15 protein-coding genes are annotated in these 19871 nt (G+C 74.3%); 11 read left to right on the top strand and 4 right to left on the bottom strand.

The features are described from left to right. Positions 1 to 24: 24 nt before the first annotated feature. From ACIBH1_RS10085 to ACIBH1_RS10075, 3 genes are read left to right on the top strand one after another with little or no spacing between them, the layout of a single operon-like run. Positions 25 to 2871 (top strand): ATP-binding protein, encoded by a 2847-nt coding sequence (locus tag ACIBH1_RS10085; protein WP_397313314.1) that lies wholly within the window; start codon positions 25 to 27, stop codon positions 2869 to 2871. Positions 2872 to 2874: 3 nt separating this feature from the next. Continuing rightward, positions 2875 to 4008, top strand: coding sequence for a cytochrome P450 (locus tag ACIBH1_RS10080; protein ID WP_397313313.1), 1134 nt, complete (start codon positions 2875 to 2877; stop codon positions 4006 to 4008). Beyond that, positions 4002 to 4184 (top strand): ferredoxin, encoded by a 183-nt coding sequence (locus ACIBH1_RS10075; RefSeq protein WP_397313312.1) that lies wholly within the window; start codon positions 4002 to 4004, stop codon positions 4182 to 4184. The genes ACIBH1_RS10080 and ACIBH1_RS10075 overlap by 7 nt, the downstream gene beginning before the upstream one ends. Positions 4185 to 4215: 31 nt before the next feature. Here ACIBH1_RS10075 and ACIBH1_RS10070 read toward each other — a convergent pair whose 3' ends face one another. Continuing rightward, positions 4216 to 7416 carry a hypothetical protein gene (locus tag ACIBH1_RS10070; protein ID WP_397313311.1) on the bottom strand — a complete coding sequence of 1067 codons (3201 nt, stop codon included), beginning with the start codon at positions 7414 to 7416 and terminating at the stop codon, positions 4216 to 4218. 37 nt (positions 7417 to 7453) lie between these two features. Further along, on the bottom strand, positions 7454 to 7801 hold the full coding sequence (locus ACIBH1_RS10065; RefSeq protein WP_397313310.1) for a VOC family protein: 348 nt from the start codon (positions 7799 to 7801) through the stop codon (positions 7454 to 7456). An 89-nt stretch (positions 7802 to 7890) separates the two neighbouring features. Here ACIBH1_RS10065 and ACIBH1_RS10060 point away from each other — a divergent pair, with 89 nt between their 5' ends. The 6 genes from ACIBH1_RS10060 (at position 7891) to ACIBH1_RS10035 (ending at position 14271) form a co-directional block, all read left to right on the top strand. Further along, positions 7891 to 8883 (top strand): helix-turn-helix transcriptional regulator, encoded by a 993-nt coding sequence (locus tag ACIBH1_RS10060; protein WP_397313309.1) that lies wholly within the window; start codon positions 7891 to 7893, stop codon positions 8881 to 8883. 19 nt (positions 8884 to 8902) lie between these two features. Continuing rightward, complete coding sequence (locus ACIBH1_RS10055; RefSeq protein WP_397313308.1) at positions 8903 to 9334, top strand: type II toxin-antitoxin system PemK/MazF family toxin; 432 nt, start codon at positions 8903 to 8905, stop codon at positions 9332 to 9334. A gap of 172 nt (positions 9335 to 9506) precedes the next feature. Next, the gene (locus ACIBH1_RS10050; protein ID WP_397313307.1) at positions 9507 to 11555 is read left to right on the top strand and encodes a tetratricopeptide repeat protein; all 2049 of its coding nucleotides are present in this window, start codon (positions 9507 to 9509) and stop codon (positions 11553 to 11555) included. Further along, complete coding sequence (locus ACIBH1_RS10045; protein WP_397313306.1) at positions 11552 to 11953, top strand: hypothetical protein; 402 nt, start codon at positions 11552 to 11554, stop codon at positions 11951 to 11953. Before ACIBH1_RS10050 ends, ACIBH1_RS10045 begins: the two co-directional genes overlap by 4 nt. 125 nt (positions 11954 to 12078) lie before the next feature. Next, a complete protein-coding gene (locus ACIBH1_RS10040) occupies positions 12079 to 13536 on the top strand; it encodes an NAD(P)/FAD-dependent oxidoreductase (RefSeq protein ID WP_397313305.1) in 1458 nt (485 codons plus the stop codon). A gap of 165 nt (positions 13537 to 13701) precedes the next feature. Next, positions 13702 to 14271, top strand: coding sequence for a DUF3152 domain-containing protein (locus ACIBH1_RS10035; protein ID WP_397313304.1), 570 nt, complete (start codon positions 13702 to 13704; stop codon positions 14269 to 14271). Here the strand turns inward: ACIBH1_RS10035 and ACIBH1_RS10030 are convergent. Both ACIBH1_RS10030 and ACIBH1_RS10025 read right to left on the bottom strand, forming a co-directional pair. After that, positions 14268 to 15707: an aldehyde dehydrogenase family protein gene (locus ACIBH1_RS10030; RefSeq protein WP_397313303.1), complete on the bottom strand. Its 1440-nt coding sequence runs from the start codon at positions 15705 to 15707 to the stop codon at positions 14268 to 14270. The genes ACIBH1_RS10035 and ACIBH1_RS10030 overlap by 4 nt on opposite strands. Next, positions 15704 to 17608, bottom strand: coding sequence for a GMC family oxidoreductase N-terminal domain-containing protein (locus ACIBH1_RS10025; protein ID WP_397313302.1), 1905 nt, complete (start codon positions 17606 to 17608; stop codon positions 15704 to 15706). Before ACIBH1_RS10025 ends, ACIBH1_RS10030 begins: the two co-directional genes overlap by 4 nt. 96 nt (positions 17609 to 17704) lie before the next feature. Between ACIBH1_RS10025 and ACIBH1_RS10020 the strand changes: the two genes are divergently transcribed. Beyond that, positions 17705 to 18724, top strand: coding sequence for an AraC family transcriptional regulator ligand-binding domain-containing protein (locus ACIBH1_RS10020; protein WP_397313301.1), 1020 nt, complete (start codon positions 17705 to 17707; stop codon positions 18722 to 18724). Between the two features lie 33 nt (positions 18725 to 18757). Continuing rightward, entirely contained in the window at positions 18758 to 19861 is a 1104-nt protein-coding gene (locus ACIBH1_RS10015; RefSeq protein ID WP_397313300.1) for an MBL fold metallo-hydrolase, read from the top strand. Positions 19862 to 19871 lie beyond the last annotated feature (10 nt).

Below are 19871 nucleotides of genomic sequence, written 5' to 3'. Positions count from 1 at the left end.
ACTGGCGAAGGTCAGAATCGAACCATGCGCTTCCGCATCCTGGGCACCACCGAGGTGGCGGGCGAACCCGTCCCCGGCCGCGGCCTGCAGATGCTGCTGTCGGAGCTGCTCATGGCGGGCGGCGCCGCCGTCCCCGAGCAGCGGTTGCGCCACGACGGCGCCACCGCCAACGCCCTGCAGTCGCAGATCTCCCGGCTGCGCAAGCTCGTGCCGGTGGAGCGCACCCCCGCGGGCTACCGGCTGCCCGCCGACCCCGAGGAGGTCGACGCCCACCTCTTCGCCCGCCTGGCCGCCGACGGCGAGCGGGCGCTGCGCGCGGGCCGCCCGGCCGACGCCGCCGGACTGCTGCGCGAAGCCCTGGCGTTGTGGCGGGGCCAGGCCGCGCTCGACGGGCTCAACGAGGCCAGGCAGCAGGCCCTGGAACACCGTGTCGAAGCCGACCTGCGGCTCGGCGCGCCGGTCGTCGAGGAGCTGCGCGAGCTGGTGCGCGAACACCCGCTGCGCGAGCGGCCCCGGGTGCTGCTGATCCGGGCGCTGGCCCGCGACGGCCGGGAGGCCGAGGCGCTGAGCGCCTTCGAGGAGGGCCGCCGCCTCATCGGCGAGCGCCTGGGCGCCGACCCGTCGGCCGAGCTCCAGCGGCTGCACCTGCAGATCCTGCGCGGCCGGCACGGGCGACGGCCCTCCCTGCGGGCGCCGCTGACCAGCTTCGTCGGCCGCGACGCCGAGCTGACCGCGCTCGGGGACCTGCTCGCGCGGCGGCGGCTGGTCACGCTCACCGGGCCAGGAGGCGCAGGCAAGACGCGCCTGGCCGTCGAAGCGGCCAGACGCCTGGAGGCACCCGGGTCCTCCGAGACCGCCGGCCGGATCGTGCTGGTCGAGCTGGCCGCCGCCACCGAGGTGGCGCCGGCCGTCCTGGCCGCCGCCGGCGGCGGCAGCGACCCGGTCGAGGCGCTGGCGGGCGAGAGCGGGGTGCTGCTGCTCGACAACTGCGAGCACGTCCTCCCCGAGGCGGCCGAGCTCGTCGCCCGGCTGCTCGACGGCTGCCCCGCGCTGCGGGTGCTGGCCACCAGCAGGGAGCCGCTCGGGCTCGACGGCGAGAGCGTGCTGCCCGTCCACCCGCTGCCCGCGCGGGTCGCCGAGAGCCTGCTGGTCGACCGGGCGCGTGCCGTACGGCCGGACTTCGAGCCCTCCGAGGCCGTGGGGCGCATCTGCCGCTCGCTCGACGGGCTGCCCCTGGCGATCGAGCTGGCCGCCGCCCGGCTGCGCGCGCTGAGCGCCGAGGACCTGGCCGACCGGCTCGACCTGGACCTGCTGGCCAGCCGTACGGCTCCGCCCCGCCACCGCACGCTGCGCGCGGTCGTCTCCTGGAGCTGGGAGCTGCTGTGCCCACGTGAGCGGCGGCTGGCCGCCCGCCTGTCGGTCTTCCCGTCGGGCGCCACCCTCGCCGCCGCCGAACAGGTGTGCGGCGCCACGCCCGCACTCCTGGCCGCCCTGGTCGACAAGTCGCTGGTCCAGGCCGACGGCGGCCGCTACCGGATGCTGGAGACCGTGCGCGCCTTCTGCGCCGAGCAGCTCGGCGACGACCCGGTACGGCAGGCGCACGCGGAGTTCTTCGCCCGCCTGACCGAGGAGGCCGAGCCGTACCTGCGCAACCACCGCCAGCTCGCCGCCCTCGCCGAGCTCGCCGCCGAGCACGACAACCTCAACGCGGCGCTGAACTGGGCGATCGGCGCCGGCCAGGCGGGCACCGCGCTGCGGATGACCGGCTCGTTGTGGTTCTACTGGTGGCTGCGCGGCCTGCGCCACCACGGCGCCCGGCTGTCGCTGCGGGCGCTCGACCTGCCCGGCGCCGACGAGTGCGGCGAGCACTACGTGATGAGCGTGCTGCAGGTCGTCTCCGCCGGACCGCCCGAGCCGGTGATCAGGCCCCTGATGGAGGTGGCCGAGCGCCTGGCCGGCGGGCTGGAGCACCCGCTGGTCCGCATGGTCCACCCCATGACGGCGATCATCGACGGCGACTACACCGCGCTGATCCCCGCCCTGCTGCGCTCCAGCACCGAACCGCAGCCCTGGCTGCGCGGCTTCGCCGAGCTCATGCTCGGGCTCCTGCGCTCGGGCGGCGGCGAGCTCGACCGGGCCGACCGCCACCTCGACAGCGCGCTGACCGCCTTCCGGCTGGCCGGCGACCGCTGGGGCGCCGCGCAGGCCATGCTGCAGCAGGCCCTGATCGCGGGCCTGCGCGGCGACCACCGGGTCGAGCTGGCCATCACCGACCAGGCGCTGGCGCTCACCGCGCCGTTCGGGGCCACCGAGGACACCTCGGGCGCGCTGTCGAGCCGCGGCCTGGCCCTGGCCAGGTGCGGCGACCTCGACGGCGCGCGACGCGACCTGCTGCAGGCGGCCGAGGTCGCGCGCACGCGGGAGACCGAGGAGATGCTGGCCATCGCCCTGTTCGGGCTGGGCGAGGTGGCCAGGCTCGGCGGCGAGCCCGAACGGGCCCTGGAGCTGTACGGCCGGGCGCTGGCCGGGTGCGAGACACTGTGGGTCGGCGCCGAGGAGGTGCGCGCCCGCATCCTCATCGGCCTGGGCCAGGTCACCGGCGACGCCGGGCTGCACAGGGAGGCCTTCTCGGTGCTCATGCGCACGCTGGACCTGCCCGCCGCCGCCGAGGCCGTCGAGGGCCTGGCCGCGCTGGAGCCCTCCGAGGAGCGGGCCGCGCAGCTCCAGGGAGCCGCCGCCGCACTGCGCGGCGTGCCCGGCTCGCGCACCGACGAGGCCTACGTCAAGGGCGCGGCGATGTCGCGTGAGCAGATCGTGCGGCTCGTGTCAGCGCCGCGTGCGGGCTCTGCCAGCGGCACCGCGCACCGTTGAGGCATGAGAGAGCTTCCGACCACACGATCGTGCCCGTTCGGCCCGCCCGACGGCGCCGCCGACGAGCCGATGACCAAGGTACGGCTGGACACCGGCGACGAGATCTGGTTCGTCTCCCGCCACGACCTGGTCAGGCAGGTGTACGGCGACGCCAGGTTCAGCTCCGAGATCGACGGCGGATCGCACGGCATCCCGCTGCACAGGACCGAGCCGATCCCCGGCATGTTCATCCAGATGGACCCGCCCCGCCACACCCGGCTGCGCCGCCTGGTCACCGGGCGCTTCACCGTGCAGCGCATGAAGACGCTGCGGCCCAGGATCGAGCAGATCGTCGCCGACCAGCTCGACCACCTGGCCGCCCAGCCCCGGCCCGCCGACCTGGTCACGCACTTCGCGCTGCCCATCCCGTCGCTGGTGATCTGCGAGCTGCTCGGCGTGCCGTACTCCGACCGCGAGCGGTTCCAGCGGGCCGGCGCCGAGCTGATGCGCATGGACAGCACCGCCGAGCAGAGCGACGCCGCCCTGCTGGAGTTGTCGGCCTACCTGGTCGAGCTGCTGCGCCGGCCGCCGGGCCCCGGCCTGCTGGCCGACATGATCGGCACCGGCCTGACCGAGGAGGAGCTGGCCGGGATGGCGATCCTGCTGCTGGTGGCAGGGCACGAGACCACCGCCAACGTGCTCGCCCTGGGCACGCTGGCCCTGCTGGAGCATCCCGCGCAGCTGGAGCTGGTCAGGCAGGGCAAGGCCCCTGACGCGGTCGACGAGCTGCTGCGCTGGTTGTCGGTGGTGGACGTCGGGCTGTACAGACTGGCGACCGAGCCGGTGGAGATCGGCGGGCGGCGGGTGGAGGCGGGCGAGTTCGTCACCTCGTCGCTGGGGGCCGCCAACCGGGACCCGTCGGTGTTCGAACGGCCGCAGGAGCTCGACGTCACCCGGCCGCGCACCCACCATCTGGCGTTCGGGTTCGGCGCCCACCAATGCCTGGGGCAGAACCTGGCCCGCATGGAGCTGGACATCGCCTTCCCCGCGCTGCTGCGGCGGCTGCCGGAGCTGCGCCTGGCGGTTCCTCTGTCGAGCGTGCCCTTCCGCGACGAGATGGCCATCTACGGCGTGCACCGGCTGGAGGTGACGTGGTGATCGTCGTGGACCGCGAGCGCTGCGCCGGCGCCGGCCAGTGCGTCACCTGGGCGCCGCGGGTGTTCGGGCAAGACCCCGACGACGGGCGGGTGATCCTCCTGGGAGAGGCGGCCGCCGGGCCCGAGGTACGGCGGGCGGTGACCGGCTGCCCGACCGGGGCGCTCTCCTGGGGATAGGGGTGCGCGCCTTCTTCGCCCGGCCCGGCCGCTAGACCTCGGCGGCGGTGAAGATCTGGCGGGCCCGGTAGGCGACCTCGGGGTCGGGGTGGGCGCGCAGGGTCCTGAGCAGGTCGCGCCACGGCCCCGGCCACAACGCGCGGGGGCCGCAGCGCTCCACCAGGGCGCAGGCCAGCAGCGCCGTCGTCGCCGGGCCCCCGGCGAGCCGCCCGGCGTGCGGGAGCACCAGGGAGGGGTCGGCACGCTCGGCGGAACCGGCCAGGGCGCGGCCCACCTCCAGAGCGGCCAGCACCCCGCTGGGGCGGATGGCATCGAGCTCGGGCGCCTCCCAGCGCACCGAGGCGGCCAGCAGTTCCGCCCCGAGGTCGGCCGGGAGGACAGGGGCGATCAGCCCGGCGACCGGCCACGGCCGGGTCTGGATCAGGTGGATCGACACCGTGACGAGCGAGCGCAGGCGCCGCAAAGCCGGCAGGTCGCGCCCCGGCTCCGCGTCGGGCTGGTCCCGCGCCCCGGCCAGCGCCTCGATCGTCTCCACCAGCTCCCGCCCGCCGACACCGGTGGCGGCCAGCCCGGCCAGGGCCCGTAGGGCGGACTGCGGCAACCGCGACCGTTCCAGGTCGCGGGCGAGGGTCGCGAGGATCTCCAGGGCGCGCGGGGCGAACGGGGCGAACCTCGACAGGGCGGTCAGCACCTCCTCCTTGTCCGGCCGCTCGCGCACCGCTGCGACCAGCAGGTCGGCGTACCGCTCGCGGGCGGCAGGCGGCAGGTCGAGCGGCCGGCGCTCGCCCAGCACGTCGGCCAGGCCCTCCTCGGTGGCGCGGCGCAGCACCTGCCAGCCTTCGTCGCGGTCGAGGAGGTTTTGCGCGGCGGAGGAGGCGATCGCCCTGCGCACGTCGATGTGCTGGGAGTCGTCCCAGGTCAGCACGCCGGGCACGGAGAAGCGGGCGGCCAGCCGTACGGCCTCCTTGCGGGCGGTCACCTTGCCTGCGGCGAGCACCGCGGCCAGCGGGGCGGTCAGGTCGGCCGGGGGCACGAACCGCGCGGCGCGGGAGGCGGCGTAGGCGGCCACGTGCGCGTCCGCGCCGGCGATGTGCTCCAGGAGGAGCGCCAGCGCGTCCTGCGGGCTCGGTGTCCAGGGCAGGGCGGTCAGGGCCGCGCGGCGCAGCAGGTCGTGGCCGGAGCCGAGGAAGGGCCGCAGCGCCTCGATGTCGCGCAGCCGCCTGATCGCGCCGTCGCGCTCGGTGTCGGGGACGGCGCGCCGGGTGGCGAAGCCGGCGAGCAGCTCGGCGTATCTGGCGCGCTGGCGGGTGGTCCAGCGGGACAGCGCCAGGTCGCTCGCGACGGGCAGCACGCGCGCCTTGGCGAAGCGCCCCGTGGGCGCCTGCGTGCCGAGGACCACGCCGAGCAGGTCGGTGCGGCGGTGGGCCAGGACGGCGAAGACCTCGGGCAGGACGGCAGCCGACGGGTCACGCGCGATCAGGACCTCGGCGCGCGGCTCGCGCGTGCGCGGCGGTTCCAGCCACACTCCGATGGCCGTCCTGGCGACGCCGTCGTGGCGTGAGCGGGTGGCCTGCTCCAGGGCCTCCTGCAGCGCCGTCAGGCCGTGTCCGCGCCTGCCGAGACCTCTGGCCAGGTTCAGGGCCAGCTCGTGCTCGTCGCGGGCGGCCTGGGAGCGCAGCCACGGGGTCAGGCGCTCGATCAGTCCGGCCTCCTGGCCGCGCCGCAGCAGCGGGCGCAGGTCGCCGACGGTCAGCCTGCCCGCGTGCTCGGTCAGCAGCTCGGCGGCGTGGAGCGCGAACTCGACCAGCTCGCCGTGGCCACGCGCCGCGCCCTGGGCGAAGATCCTGTCGGCCAGGCGGGTCAGGCTGGAGCGCGTGCCGTACGACAGGTCCCTGGCGGCGAGCGCGTCGAGCATCAGGCGCTCCAGCGCCGGGAGGTGCTCGGGGCCGAACAGGCTCGGCGGCACCATCGTCAGCTCGTCGAGCGCCACCTGGCGCACCGGGTCCTGCTCGTTGCGCAGGCGATCCATCGACGACAGCAGCCCGGAGAGGACCGCCGGGTCGCGCTCACGCCCCGCCGCGGCGATCAGGACGCCATAGCCGAGCGCGCGCTCCTCCGCGTCGGGACGGCGGGTCCAGGGGCGCACGATGGGCTCGGCCTCGGCGTACGGCAGGAACGCCGCCACGGCGACCTGGCTCCGCGGATCGTCGGCCACCGAGCGCATGCCCGCCATCCTGCGCGCCTCGGCGCTCCTGCGTTCGTACGGCAGGACGTCCATGATCTCGTCGCGCAGGTGCGCCTCGGACAGGTCGCGGCCGGCCATGGCCACGTCGAACAGGTGCGCGCGGCGGCTCGGCGCGATGCCGGCCAACAGCCGCGCCAGGACGTTCGGGTCGTCGGCGAGCGCCCGCGCCAGCGGGGCCAGCCGGTCGTCGGAGAGCGCGGCCAGGCGCCGGACCACCCCGCGGTCGCGCACCGTGCGCGTCAGGAACGCCTTCCTGTCGGGGTGGGTCAGGAAGGCGATCACCCGGTCGGGGTCCGCGGCGACGAGGGGCCGGGCATTGCGCGGCCAGGCCTCGGGCATCCAGTGCGCCTCGATCAGGTCCAGCGTCACGGACGGCCGCAGCCGGGCCGCGACCTGCACGCCCGCACGGTGGCGCTCCCACCACTCCCGGTGCAGGCTGCCCGGCAGGGCGCTCAGAGTCCTGGAGGCGTGGCCGAGGAACACATCGGGATGCGCCCTGGCCACCGCGCCCCAGTTGCGCACCGCGTGCGCGAGGCCGTCGACCAGCCGCCCGGCCCGGTCCCCGTCGCAGGCCGGAAGCAGCACGGCCGCCTCGCCGTCGCCCCACCGGGGCCTGACCACGTCGATCAGGGCGCCCGCCGCCCCGCTGTCGCGCAGGCCGCGCACGACGCGGTAGACCGTCTCCCGCGCGGCCGCCGAACCCGTCGCCACCACCTCGAACAGCGCGTCCGTCCGGCCCAGGACGGCCGCGGCGCGCATCGCCCTGGCGGCGATGCGCGGATCGGGATCCCTGACGGCCGCGACGACCTGATCGGCGCCACCCGCCCCCGTCCTGGCACGGTGGACGGCCAGCGTCAGGGCGATCCCCCGCTCGTACGGCCCGCCGCCCGCCAGCTCGCCGAGCGGCAGCGGCTCCCCCGACCTGGCCAGCTCGGACAGGCGGCGGCAACGCTCAGGGTGCGACAGGGACTCCAGCTCGTCGATCACCCCTCCATCTAAGCGGAGAGCGCCGGATCCGTATGGGTCAGGAATTCTGCGCGACGCAGAACAGATGACCCTCCGGGTCGCGCAGCACCACCCAGCCGTCGCCGCCCGGCTGGTGCTCCGGCTTGCTGGCGCCCAGGCTCACCAGCTCGTCGACAGCCGCCTGCAGGTCGTCGACCGCCAGATCCAGGTGGGCGTGCTTGCCCCCGTCCGGCCACGCGGGCGGCCGGTAGCCGTCGACCCGCTGGAAGCTGAGGCTCATCCGGCCGGTGTTGAGCGAGGAGAAGTCCGGGTCGCTGCTGACCTCGCCGCCGAGCACCTTCTGGTAGAAGGTCACGAGCCGGTCCGGGGCCGCGCAGTCGATGACGAACGCTGAGATCGTGTTCATGCCCCCAGCCTCGCCCCGGCGGGTGCGCGCGGTCTTGAACATCCTTGCGGCCCGCGAAACTGTCGGTCGGCGGGCGTAGGTTTCCTGCTGTGCGCTCCGCCGTAGCCCTGGCCCGCGGGCCGGGCTTCCGCCTCGACGCGGTGACGTGTGTCGACGACCACCGCGGCTGGTCCACGCCCGCGCCGTCCTCGGGCGACCACCAGCTCGTCCTCATCCGCCGCGGCCGCTTCCGCCGCCTCACCGGGACGGGCCCCGCCGACCTCGACGCGACCATGGGCTACCTCAGCCTGCCCGGCGAGGAGGAGCGGTTCTCGCACCCGTGCGGGGGCGACGTGTGCACCTCGCTGGCGGTCTCGCCCGAGCTGTGGGGGCGCCTGGCCGGAGACGGGCCCACGCTGCCGACGTTCTACGTCGACGGGCACCTGGAGCTCGCCCACCGGCGCGTGGTGCGGGCGGCGGGGGTGGGGGACGTGTCGTACGGGCTGGTGGAGGCGCTGCTCGGGCTCCTGGAACACACCCTCGGCCAGACAGCGACCGGCACGACACCGGTGAGCGCGGGGGGCTCAGGCGCCCGGGCGCCCAAGTCACCCGCGCCGGCCAAGTCCACCGCCGCGCCCTCCGCCGCGCCCCTCGCCGCGCCCGCATCGCCCGCATCGCCCGCATCGCCCGCATCGCCCGCATCGCCCGCATCGCCCGCATCGCCCGCATCGCCCGCATCGACTGTGAGCCTTGTCGACCAGGCCCGTGAAGCCCTTCTCGAAGACCACCCCGCCGCCGAAGGCCTCCTCCCCCTCGCCGATCACCTCCACGTCTCCCCGTTCCGCCTCAGCCGTGCCTTCACCCACACCCTCGGCGTCTCCCTCACCCACTACCGCAACCGCGTGCGCGTGAGCCGCGCCCTCGACCGCCTGGAGCAGGGCGAGCTCAGCCTCGCCCTGCTCGCCGCCGACCTCGGCTTCGCCGACCAGGCCCACCTCACCCGCACCATCCGCCGGCACATCGGCCACACCCCCACCACCCTGCGCCGCCTCCTTTCCCCCGCACCCCCCGATCACCCTCTTCCGGTGGAGATGGACGGCTGATCACCCTTAGGCTCCCTCCGTGGGCTTCTACGAAGACGATTCCCGGCCGCAGCGGGGCGCGGTCCGTGAGATCTACTCCATCGACCGAGCCGCCTCGCTCGCCTATACGCCCGACCTCGACGGCATGGCCGACCCAGGAGAGGTCGTCTGGGCGTGGGTCCCCTACGAGGAGGATCCCGCGCGCGGCAAGGACCGCCCCCTCCTCATCGTGGGCCGCTCCGGTCGCAGGCTGCTGGGCATGATGTTGTCCAGCAAGGGCGACGACGGACCCGACTGGCTGGAGCTGGGCTCCTGGGACCACGACGGGCGCGTCTCCTACCTGCGGCTCGACCGGGTGTTCGTGCTCGACGAGGACGACATCCGGCGTGAGGGCGCGGTCCTGCACCCCGAGCGCTTCGCCCGGGTCGCGGCCCGCCTCAAGCGCACCCACGGGTGGGCGGCCGACGGCTAGCAGCGCCACGAAGCGGTGCCGCGCTGCGCGCCCTGCCCAGGCCAACGAGGCTGCGGCGATCCGGAGGATGCCCCGGCACCACCGGGGCGAGCGGGATGCCACGGAGAAGCGCGCGGCCCGCGCCGGATCCCGCGATACTGACCGTAGGGGGTCCGACACCAAGGGGTGGTGCATGATCTTTCGCAGGAAGCCGAAGCCACAGAACCTCGCCGCCATCGGGCCCGCCAGCGTCGTGGCGACCAAGGCCACGGACGTGAGCACCAGCGTCCACTACGACCTCTCCCCCGGCACCGTCCGAGCGGCCGGTGACGTCCGCGGCCCGGAACGCCTGGTCAGGCTCCCGTTCCACCTGCGGACCTTCGTCGGCCGCACCACCGAACTCGCCCTGCTCGACCAGGCGCTCGCCGGACCAGGAAGCGCGGTCATCTACGCCGCGCACGGCCTCGACGGCATCGGCAAGAGCGCCCTGGCCGCCCACTGGGCCGACCGGCGGCGCACCGACCCCGGCATCATGTGGTGGATCACCGCCGACTCGCCCGCGTCGTTGTGCACGGGCCTCGCCGATCTGGCCGTCGCCCTGCAGCCCGCCCTCGCGGAGTGGCCCGAGGAGAACGCCGCGGCCTGGGCGACCAGCTGGCTGTCCAGCCACGACGAGTGGCTCCTGATCCTCGACAACGTCGCCGACCAGACCGACATCCGTGCCCTCCTGGCGACCGCCCGCAACGGCCGCTTCCTCATCACCACGCAACGCACCGGAGGCTGGCGGCAGATCGCCGCCCCCGTCAGGCTCGACGTGCTCCAGCCGGACGAAGCCCTGGAGTTACTCCGCCGGGTCTCCGATGTCACCGACCTGACCGGCGCCGCCGACCTGTGCGCCGACCTCGACTACCTGCCCCTCGCCATCGAACAGATCGGCGCGTACCTGCTGCAGACCGGCCTGAGCCCCGCGGAGTCCCTGCGGCTCCTCGACACCTCCGAGCCGCTCGACAGCGACGCCGAACATGCCGTCACCCGCCTGTGGCACATCACCCTCGACCGGCTCACCCCCGAAGCTGCCCGCCTTCTGCGCGTCCTGGCCTGGTGGAGCCCCGACGACATCCCCCGGTCGCTCCTCACCCCGCTCCTCCCGGAACCCGTCCTCGGCGCCGCGCTCGACACGCTCGCCGACTACCGCCTGATCTCCCTCGCGGACGACACCATCTCCGTGCACAGACGGGTGCAGTCCCTCGCCCGCACGCCGGGCCCCCGCCGCAGCCCCGAGGAGATCGCACAGGCCCGCGACCAGGCTCTCCACCTCCTGCGGCAGGCGACGGAGCCGCTCATGGGCAAGCCTCAGGCCTTCCGCCTGCTCAATCCGTTCGTCCCGCACGCCGAAGCGCTCCTGGAGCACTTCCCGCCCGAGGACGACACCTCGGACATGGTGCTCCTGCTCGGCATCGTCGGCTCCCAGTTCCTCGTCTGGAATCAGCACGAGAAGGCGATCGTCGTCTTCGAGCGTGCCCTGGACGCCGGGGCCACCTGGGTGGACCAGGAGTCGCGCGAGGTCCTGTTCCAGTTGGAGAACAACCTGGCCGTCGCCCACGGCTGCCTGGGTGACCATGAGTCCGCTCTCGCGTTCCTGAGGGAGCGCATGGCCCGCTACGCCGCCGAGTTCGGCGCCGACGCCCCGCTCGCCACCGAGGCGCGGGTGAACCTGGCCGACGCACTTCATGCGGCCCAACGCTCCGATGAAGCCGCCGCCCTGTTCGAACGGATCATCACCGAATCCGCGCCTGTTCTCGGACTCGGCCATCACCTGCTCCAGCGGATCACGGAAAAGCTCGCCGAGCTTCGTCCGCAGACGACAGGATCGTCCACGATCCCGCTGCTCGAAGACGCCTACACCGCAAGCCTGCGCGACCACGGCGCCGACGACGCCAAGACGAGCACCGCCCGCGCCCGGCTCATCGAGGCGTACATGGAAGCACGGGACTTCACGCCTGCGATCCCGCTGCTGGAGGAGGAGCACGACCACAAGGCCGACCGCTTCGGCCTCGACCACGACAGCGCCATCACCGTGCGATCCCAGCTCGTCCTGGCCTGCGTCTCCACCGGTGACACCGACCGCCTCCGGCCGCTGGGCGCCCGGATCGACCTCGACCTGGATCTCACTCTCGGACCCGGCCATCCTTCCGCACGATCGCTGCGCGAAGCCCTGCCGTTCCTGCGGGAGGAGGCATGACTCCGGGGCTGGCCCGCGTGGCGAAAGCGGGCGCCGCCCTCGCCGTCGCGGCGGCGGTCAACGTGGCCACCTCGCTGATCACCGATGACCGCGCCGCGGGGTGGTGGGCGACCGGCGGCGCGCTGGCCCTCGCTCTGGCCGGGTTCGGCCTCCAGTGGTGGCTCACTCCACGGCAGAGCGAGTCGCACCACCGGGTGACGGCATCGGGCGACGGATCGATCGCGGCGGCGGGCAACATCACCGGGGTCAGCACGCGGGTCGAGAGCACGATGTCGCCGCCTCCCACGCAGGCCAGCGCACCTGGCACCGTCGGTCCGGGCATCAGCGCTCCGGGTCGCGGCGCCATCGCGGCGGGTGGGGACATCGAGCAGGCGCGCACGGAGGTCCGGGACTCCTGAGCGGGCGGGACAACCTCCCGCGCACGCCCGGTGATCGTGTCGCGCCACACGATCCGTTGGGACCTGCCTTCGTTCCACGTGGTCGCAGGACCACCCACGATCGGACAAGTGCGATCATGTCGGGCATGCGTGTTGTAGTGATCGGAAGCGGGATCGTCGGGGCGAGCGCCGCCTTCCATCTGGCCGGGCGCGGCGTCGCGGTTACGGTCGTCGACGGCGGGCACACCGGGCAGGCGACAGCCGCCGGGGCAGGCATCGTGTGCCCGTGGGTCGACCACGAGGACGACGCGGGCTGGTACGCGCTGGCTCGGGCCGGGGCGGCGTACTACGGGGAACTGGCGGGGCTGCTCGGCGGCGGGTATGCACGCACGGGGGCGCTGGTGGTGGGGGACGACCTCGCCCCGGCGCCGCCCAGCGCTCTTGGTGGAGCGGGTGAAGGCGCCGGTGCCGGTGGAGGTGGCAGCGAGGGGCTGCGGCGGGTTCGCGGCCTGCTCGACCGGCGACGCGCCGGGGCGCCCGAGATGGGCGAGATCCTCGACGTCGAGCGGCCCGGGCTCGGGGATCGCGGCGTCCCGGTGCTCGCTCCCGGCCTGGCCGCGCTGTACGTGCCGGGGGCAGCGCGGGTGGACGGCCGCGTGGTCCGCGACGCCCTGCTCGCCGAGGCCGTACGGCTCGGCGCCACAGTGTTGCCCGGCGAGGCGACCCTGCGCCCGGACGGCGAGGTCGTCGTCAGTCACCCCGCATGCTCGGCCGAGGTGGGTTCGGGAGAGAGCCGCCGAGGCAGCGACTCCGGCGTCGATGGCACCCGGGAGGGCGGGGAGGGCGACGGCGATGGCGACCGGGGAGGCGAGGAGGACGGCGGCGGCAGCAGCCGAGGCGGGGACGACGGTCTCAGCGGCATCAGCGGTGGTGCGGGAGGCGCGACCAGGGGCGCGACCGGGGGCTCTGGCGTGAGCGGCGTAGGCAGCGGCATCGCCGCAGGCAGTGGAGCCGGCAGCGACATGGGCGGCGGAGTCGGCAGCGGCAGCGGGGCCCGTGGCGGGCGCGGGGCGGGCGGTGGCGGGCGGGTGATTCCCTGCGACGTCGTGCTGGTCGCCGCCGGGGCGTGGAGTGGTGAGGTGTGCCGGCCCCTGGGCGTCCGGCTCGATGTGTGGCCCAGGCGGGGCCAGATCCTCCACCTTCAACTCCAAGGCCACGACACCGCCTCGTGGCCGATCGTGCTCCCGCAGGCCGGGCCGTACATGGTGGGGTTCGAGGGTGGCCGGCTCGTCGTGGGGGCGACCGTTGAGAGGGTCGGCTTCGATGCCCGTGTCACCGCCGCCGGGCTGGCCGAGGTGCTTGATGGGGCGTTGCGGTTGGCGCCGGGGCTGGCCGGGGCGACGGTGGTGGAGGCGAGGGCCGGGTTGCGGCCGGTGTACGGCGACGGGCGGCGGCCGCTGATCGCGGCGGTCGGCGACAGGGTGGTGGTGGCGACCGGGCTCGGCGCCTATGGGCTGACCGCGGGGCCGTTCGCCGGGTTGATGGCCGCCGCGCTGGCCGTAGGGGAGCGTCCGCCGATCGATCCGGAGCCGTATATGATCTAGCCGCTCCCCCGCACGATCATGAGGGGGAGCGGCATGCGCGCAGCGGGGGCCTTGGTGGCTATGGTGCTGTTCGCGGGGTGTGGGGCTCCCAGCGCGGCGCCTGAGCAGGCGACGAAGCAGGCGCCCCAGCACACGCCCGTTCACGAGGAGCCCGAGGTGCCTCGGGTGGACAGGCCCGCGGCCGATACGCCCCGGAGGCGCGCCGAGGTGCGCGTGCCGTACGAGGCCTCGGGGCGGTACGTCACCGTGCGCGGCGAGGACGCGCCGCGGGCGGGGCGAGGGCCTGTGGTCCGCTACAAGGTGGAGGTCGAGCGCGGCCTGCCGTACCGCGGCCGGGAGTTCGCCGCCCAGGTGCACCGGACGCTGAACGACCCGCGCGGGTGGGGCCGCTTCCGCCGCGTGGACGGCGGCCCCGTCCGGCTGAGCGTGGCGTTGTCGAGCCCGGCCACGACCAACCGCGAGTGCCTGCCGCTGAACACCGGCGGCGACCTGTCGTGCTGGAACGGCTCCCGTTCGGTGATCAACGCGGTCCGGTGGGCCAAGGGGGTGCGGCAGTATCCGGACCTGGGCGCCTACCGGCAGTACGTGATCAGCCACGAGGTGGGCCACGGTCTGGGCCACGGTCACCGTTCGTGCCCTCGCAGGGGCGCGAAGGCGCCGGTCATGGCGCAGCAGAGCAAGACGCTCGGCGGCTGCCGCCCCAACCCGTGGCCCTATCCGAGGAGTGCGGCCTAGAGCTGGATCGCCTTGACCTCCAGGTACTCCTCGAACCCGAAGCTGCCCAGTTCGCGCCCGACGCCCGACTGGCGGTAGCCGCCGAAGGGGGCGACGGGGTTGAACGCGCCGCCGTTGACCTCGACCTGTCCCGCCCTGATGCGGCGGGCGACGCGCAGGGCGCGCTCGGGGTCGCCGCCGAAGACTCCTGCCGCCAGGCCGTACACGGTGTCGTTGGCGACGGCGACGGCGGCGTCGTCCTGCTCCTGCTCGGTGCCGCCGTCGTCGTAGGACTGCACGACGAGGACGGGTCCGAAGACCTCCTCCTGCGCGACGGCCATGTCGCCGGTGACGCCGCCGAGGACGGTCGGCTGGACGTAGAAGCCGGTCTCGTGCGGTGGTTCGACGCCTCCGGCGAGGAGCCTTGCGCCCTGGTCGAGGGCGCGGCCGATGTGGGCGCGCACGCGGTCGCGCTGGAGGGCGGAGACGAGCGGGCCGAGCTGGTGGGCGGGGTCGAACGGGTCGCCGACGGTGGCGAAGGCGGCGAAGCCTCCGGCGAGTTCCTCGACCTCGGCGGCGCGGGAGGCGGGCACGACCAGGCGGGTGAGCGCCGAGCAGGTCTGCCCGGAGTTGATGAAGCAGCCGGTGAGCGAGCGCAGGACGGCGTTGCCCATGTCGGCGTCGGGCAGCACCACCAGGGGCGACTTGCCGCCCAGTTCCAGCGCGACCTTCTTGACGGTCTGCGCCGCCACGGCGGCGACGCGGCGTCCGGCGGCGGTGGAGCCGGTGAAGGTGATCATGTCGACGCCGGGGTGGGCGGCGAGCGCCTCGCCGACGACGGGTCCGGTGCCGCAGACGAGGTTGACGACGCCCGCGGGCACTCCGGCCGCGTCGAGGATCTCCATGAGGACGAAGGCGTTGAGCGGGGCGACCTCGCTCGGCTTGAGCACGACGGTGCATCCGGCGGCCAGCGCGGGGGCGATCTTGGCGGCGATCTGGTGGAGCGGGTAGTTCCACGGGGTGATCGCGGCGACGACGCCGACGGGCTCGCGGGTGATGATCGAGTTGCCCTGCCTGCTGTCGGGTTCCCAGCCGTCCAGAAGCTCGGCCATGGAGGAGAAGGAGACGTTCGGCAGCCCGGTCTGCACGAGGTTGGCGAGCATGAACGGGGTGCCCACCTCGCGGCTGATGAGCGTGGCCAGTTCGGTCTGCCGCTCGTGCATGCCGTCGGCGACGGCCTGGAGGATCGCGGCGCGTTCCTTGGCGGGGGTGGCGCTCCAGGCGGGGAAGGCGCGGCGGGCGGCGTCGACGGCCAGCTCCACCTCGGCCGCCGTGCCCTCGGGCACGGTGGCGATGACCTCCTCGGTGTGGGAGTCGGTGACCTCGATGGCTCCGGCGCCCGGTACCCAGCGGCCGTCGATCCAGTGGGAGTCCCAGCTCTTGACGGGTGTTCTCACGCGAGGATCCTCTCAGCGGTGCGGTGGGCCAGGGCCATGCAGGAAAGCATCGGGTTGCTGCCGGACGCGCTGGGGAAGGCGCTGGTGTCGCCGATCCACACGCCGGGGGTGTCGTGCAGCTCGCCGTCCTGGTTCGCCACGGAGGTGGCGGGGTCGGCGCCCATGCGGGCGGTGCCCATCTGGTGGGCCGAGCCGATCTTGATGCCGTTCGCGTCGATCGGGACGGCGCGGTGCGCCTCGATCCAGGCCTCCAGGTTCTGGCCGCGCCGCCAGGGCCGCAGTTGCGGGGCCGCGCTCCTGATCTCGACGGCGCCCGCGGCCTCGTGCAGGCGGGCCAGGGTGCCCAGCGCGTGGTGGAAGTTCGCCACGTCGCGCGGGTCGGACAGCAGGTAGTGGTGGCGCGCCTCGCCGGCCGCGTCGAGGTCGACGTGGCCGCCGCCGTGCTCGCGCAGGATGAACAGGAAGTCGGCGGTCCTGTTCAGGCCGGCCATGGCCCGCTTGTGCTCGCGCCCGGTACGGCACTGCGCGGTGAACTGGTGGGCGAAGATGCCCGGGTAGTACTGCGAGCCCTCGACCAGGTAGCCGTGCCCGTCGCCGAGGTCGGCGAACTGGTCGACGACGGCGGCCTGCGGCGGCCCCCACCAGGGGTCGAGCTCGTCGGTGTAGACGCCGAACATCGGCGACGACGGGTGCAGCCGCAGGTGGCGCCCGACGGCCGGGCCGCCGATGCCGCTGCGCAGCAGCACGGCGGGGGTCTCCAGCGCCCCGGCGGCCAGCACGACGACGGGGGCGCGCACGGTGACGGTCACGCCGCGCACGTCGGCCTCGACCCCGGCGGCGCGGCCCGCGCCGACCAGGACGCGGCGCACGCTCGCCCCAGTGACGATCCGCGCCCCGCAGGAGGCCGCGTCGCGCAGGAACGTGACGACGGTCGACTGCTTGGAGCCGCCCTGGTCGCCGAACTGCGTGTATCCGGCGATCTTCGGGTCGTAGCGTTCGGGGTCGACGTTGCGCGTGGTGCCGTGGAAGGAGTAGCCGAGCGCGGCGGCTCCCGCCGTCATGCGCTGGTGGGGCCCGTTGAGGTCGGAGCAGTCGGCGTTGGCCAGGACTCGCGCGCTGACCTCGGTGACGTGCCTGTCCCATTCGGCCGGGTCCAGACCCCATTCGGCGACGACGTGGTCGCGCGGCCTGATCCAGTTCTGCCAGTTGATCGTGGTGCCGCCGCCGAGGGTGCGCCCGGCCAGCAGCGCGGCGTTGCCGTCGATGGTCGCGGCGACGCCGCTCCGGTAGAGCATGTTCTCGGTCGCCCAGCGTTCCTGCTGGGAGAAGTGCCCCTCGTGGAAGTATTCGCCCGCCTCCAGGACGACCACGCGGCGCCCGGCCCGCGCCAGCACGCCGGCGACGACGCCGCCGCCCGCGCCCGAGCCGACGACCACCACGTCGGCCTCGAGGTCGCCGTCCGGCTCGGTGATCGGCAGCACGTCGTGGACGGGGCCGGACGGCGCGGCCTGCGGCCCGGGGAAGCCGGCGCCCGCCCAGAAGGGGTTGCGCCCGTCGTCGCCCGTCAGGGAGTAGGCGTACATCGCCGCGCCCGAGCGCAGCGTCGCCACGCCCTGCGCCGCCTCGGGCGACAGGCGCGCCACCGTGGCCAGCAGCGACTCCCGTACGGCGGGCGAGCCGTGCACGAAGCCCACCATCCGCAACGCGTCGAGCAGCTGGGCCACTCCGGCCTGCTGCTCGGGCTCGGCCTGGGCCAGGATCTCCTCGATGGCCGGGACGACGGGCAGCGCGCTGCCCGGGGTGGCCCAGAACCCTGAGGGGTCGTCGGGGTGCTCCAGCGCCGGCACGACCGTGTCGACCAGAGCTCGCAGCACCTCGCGCTGCGCGTCAGTCAGGCTCATGGCCAGACAGTAGGAGTGTGACCGGTGGGTAACCCAGGCGTTACACGGCCAGGGATTTGATACTTTCGGCCAATATCACCCCAGGAGGCGCCCCGCATGCCCGACGACCGCCGCGCGACCACGAGCCTGCTCATCATGGCGCGGCTCGGCGAGGAGTACGGCGTGCCGCGCGAACGGCTGCTGGCGACCGCGGGGCTCGACGAGCAGAGCGCGCGCCGGCCGGGCGCGGAGATCACCGGGGAGCAGGAGCTGCAGGCGCTTCGGGCGCTGGCGGCCGCCGTACCCGGGGAGACCCAGCTGGGCCTGGCCGCCGGGCTGCGCTACCACCTGGGCACGCACGGCGTGTGGGGGTGGGCGATCGCGACGAGCCCGACGCTGCGCCGGGCCATCACGTTCGGCCCCGACCACCTGGGACTCACCTTCGGCTTCTGCTCGGTCTCGGTCGAGCCGGGCAGGGCCGCGCTCGTGTTCGACGCCTCCCTGCTGCCAGAGGACGTGCGGGAGCTCGTGCTGTGGCGTGACATGGTGGCGACCGCGGCATTCGGGTGGGAGCTGCTGGTCAGTTCCTCGCCGGTCGAACGGATCGAGCTGGCGCTGCCGCGCGGGCCGTACGCCGAGCACGTCTCGGAGGTCCTGGGCGTGCCGGTGTGGTGGGAGGCCGGGGCCAACCGCATCGTCTACCACGAGCATCTGGCCGACCTGCCGCTGCCGCAGGCCGACGCGGCCATGCACGCCATCGCGGCGCAGCGCTGCATGGAGCTGAGCGCCCGCCGCCACCGCCGTCCCGGCGGCCGTGCCGACGTGCGCGAGCTGCTGCTGAAGGATCCGGCGGACATGCCGACGATCGTGCGGGCCGCCGCCGCGCTGCACACCTCGGCCAGGTCGCTGCGCCGCCGCCTGGAGGAGGAGGGCACCAGCTACCGCGCCCTGGTGACCGAGGTACGGCGCGGCCTGGCCGAGCAGTACCTGGGCTGCGGCATGACGGTCGAGGCCACCGCCCGGCGGCTGGGGTACAGCGAAACCGCAGCCTTCACCCATGCCTTCACCAAATGGTCCGGGTCGCCGCCCAGTCAATGGGCCAGATCCGGGAACATGCCGGAGTATCCGGGAAGTTGACTCAGAGAGTGAACTGATGGTGCAGGGGGCGACATGCGGAAATCATTGATCGTGGCGGGTGCGGCGCTGGCGGGGGCCGTGTGGGCGGCACGGAAGGTCCCGGCCGAGCTGGGAGTGCGGCCACTGGGGTCGGGGCCGGATCGCGAGGCGCGGATCAAGGCCTCGCCGCAGTTCAAGGACGGCGTCTTCTACAACCCCATGCCCGAGCCGACCCAGGTCGGCGCTCCCTCGGCCGGTCTGCTGCGCGAGCTGGCCAGGGACCGCGAGGCCCGCAGGCCCAAGGGCATGATCCCGCTGCTGGTGCCGCCGGCCCGCGAGCCCGACCCCGACGGTCTCTCGGTCGTCTGGTACGGCCACGCGTCGTCGCTGGTGGAGATCGAGGGCAAGCGGGTGCTGTTCGACCCGGTGTGGAGCCGCAGGGTCTCGCCCTCGCAGCTGTTCGGCCCCAAGCGGCATCACCCGCTGCCGGTGGAGCTGGCGCAGCTGCCGCAGGTCGACGCGATCGTGATCTCCCACGACCACTACGACCACCTCGACATGGTGACCGTCCAGGCGCTGACCCGCACCCAGAGGGCGCCCTTCCTGGTGCCGCTGGGCATCGGCGCCCACCTGGAGCGCTGGGGCGTGCCCGCCTACCGAATCGTCGAGCTCGACTGGGACGAGGAGGCCCAGGTGGCCGGGCTGCGCTTCGTCGCGACCGCCGCGCGCCACTTCTCCGGGCGGTCCCTCACGCGGAACGACACGCTGTGGGGCTCGTGGGTCGTCGCCGGACGTGAGCGCAAGGTCTTCTACGCGGGCGACTCGGGCTACTTCGAGGGGTACAAGGGCATCGGGGCCGCGCACGGTCCGTTCGACCTGACGCTGATGCCGATCGGCGCCTACTCCCCCGCCTGGCCCGACATCCACATGAACCCGGAGGAGGCGGTCAACGCCCACCTCGACCTGGGTGGCAAGCTCCTGCTGCCGGTGCACTGGGCGACCTTCACGCTCGCCCTGCACCCGTGGGCGGAGCCGGTCAGGCGGTTGTGGAGCGAGGCGAAGGCGCGGGAGGTGTCGATCGTGGTGCCCCGGCCGGGCGAGCTCGTCGAGGCCGGGTCGGCGCCGGAGGTCGACGGCTGGTGGGAGACCCTCGGCTGACCGCGGGCGC

This window comes from Nonomuraea sp. NPDC050663, assembly GCF_044456985.1.
In the GTDB taxonomy this organism is placed as follows: Bacteria; Actinomycetota; Actinomycetes; order Streptosporangiales; family Streptosporangiaceae; genus Nonomuraea.
The sequence above is the reverse complement of the archived record's forward strand: the minus strand, read 5'-3'. Positions and strand labels throughout refer to the sequence as shown.

Coding starts and splice junctions, on each gene's coding strand:
- ACIBH1_RS10015 (WP_397313300.1), top strand. CDS start 18,758: ATGCGGAAATCATTGATCGTGGCGGGTGCGGCGCTGGCGGGGGCCGTG.
- ACIBH1_RS10020 (WP_397313301.1), top strand. CDS start 17,705: ATGCCCGACGACCGCCGCGCGACCACGAGCCTGCTCATCATGGCGCGG.
- ACIBH1_RS10085 (WP_397313314.1), top strand. CDS start 25: ATGCGCTTCCGCATCCTGGGCACCACCGAGGTGGCGGGCGAACCCGTC.
- ACIBH1_RS10080 (WP_397313313.1), top strand. CDS start 2,875: ATGAGAGAGCTTCCGACCACACGATCGTGCCCGTTCGGCCCGCCCGAC.
- ACIBH1_RS10045 (WP_397313306.1), top strand. CDS start 11,552: ATGACTCCGGGGCTGGCCCGCGTGGCGAAAGCGGGCGCCGCCCTCGCC.
- ACIBH1_RS10025 (WP_397313302.1), bottom strand. CDS start 17,608: ATGAGCCTGACTGACGCGCAGCGCGAGGTGCTGCGAGCTCTGGTCGAC.
- ACIBH1_RS10065 (WP_397313310.1), bottom strand. CDS start 7,801: ATGAACACGATCTCAGCGTTCGTCATCGACTGCGCGGCCCCGGACCGG.
- ACIBH1_RS10040 (WP_397313305.1), top strand. CDS start 12,079: ATGCGTGTTGTAGTGATCGGAAGCGGGATCGTCGGGGCGAGCGCCGCC.
- ACIBH1_RS10050 (WP_397313307.1), top strand. CDS start 9,507: ATGATCTTTCGCAGGAAGCCGAAGCCACAGAACCTCGCCGCCATCGGG.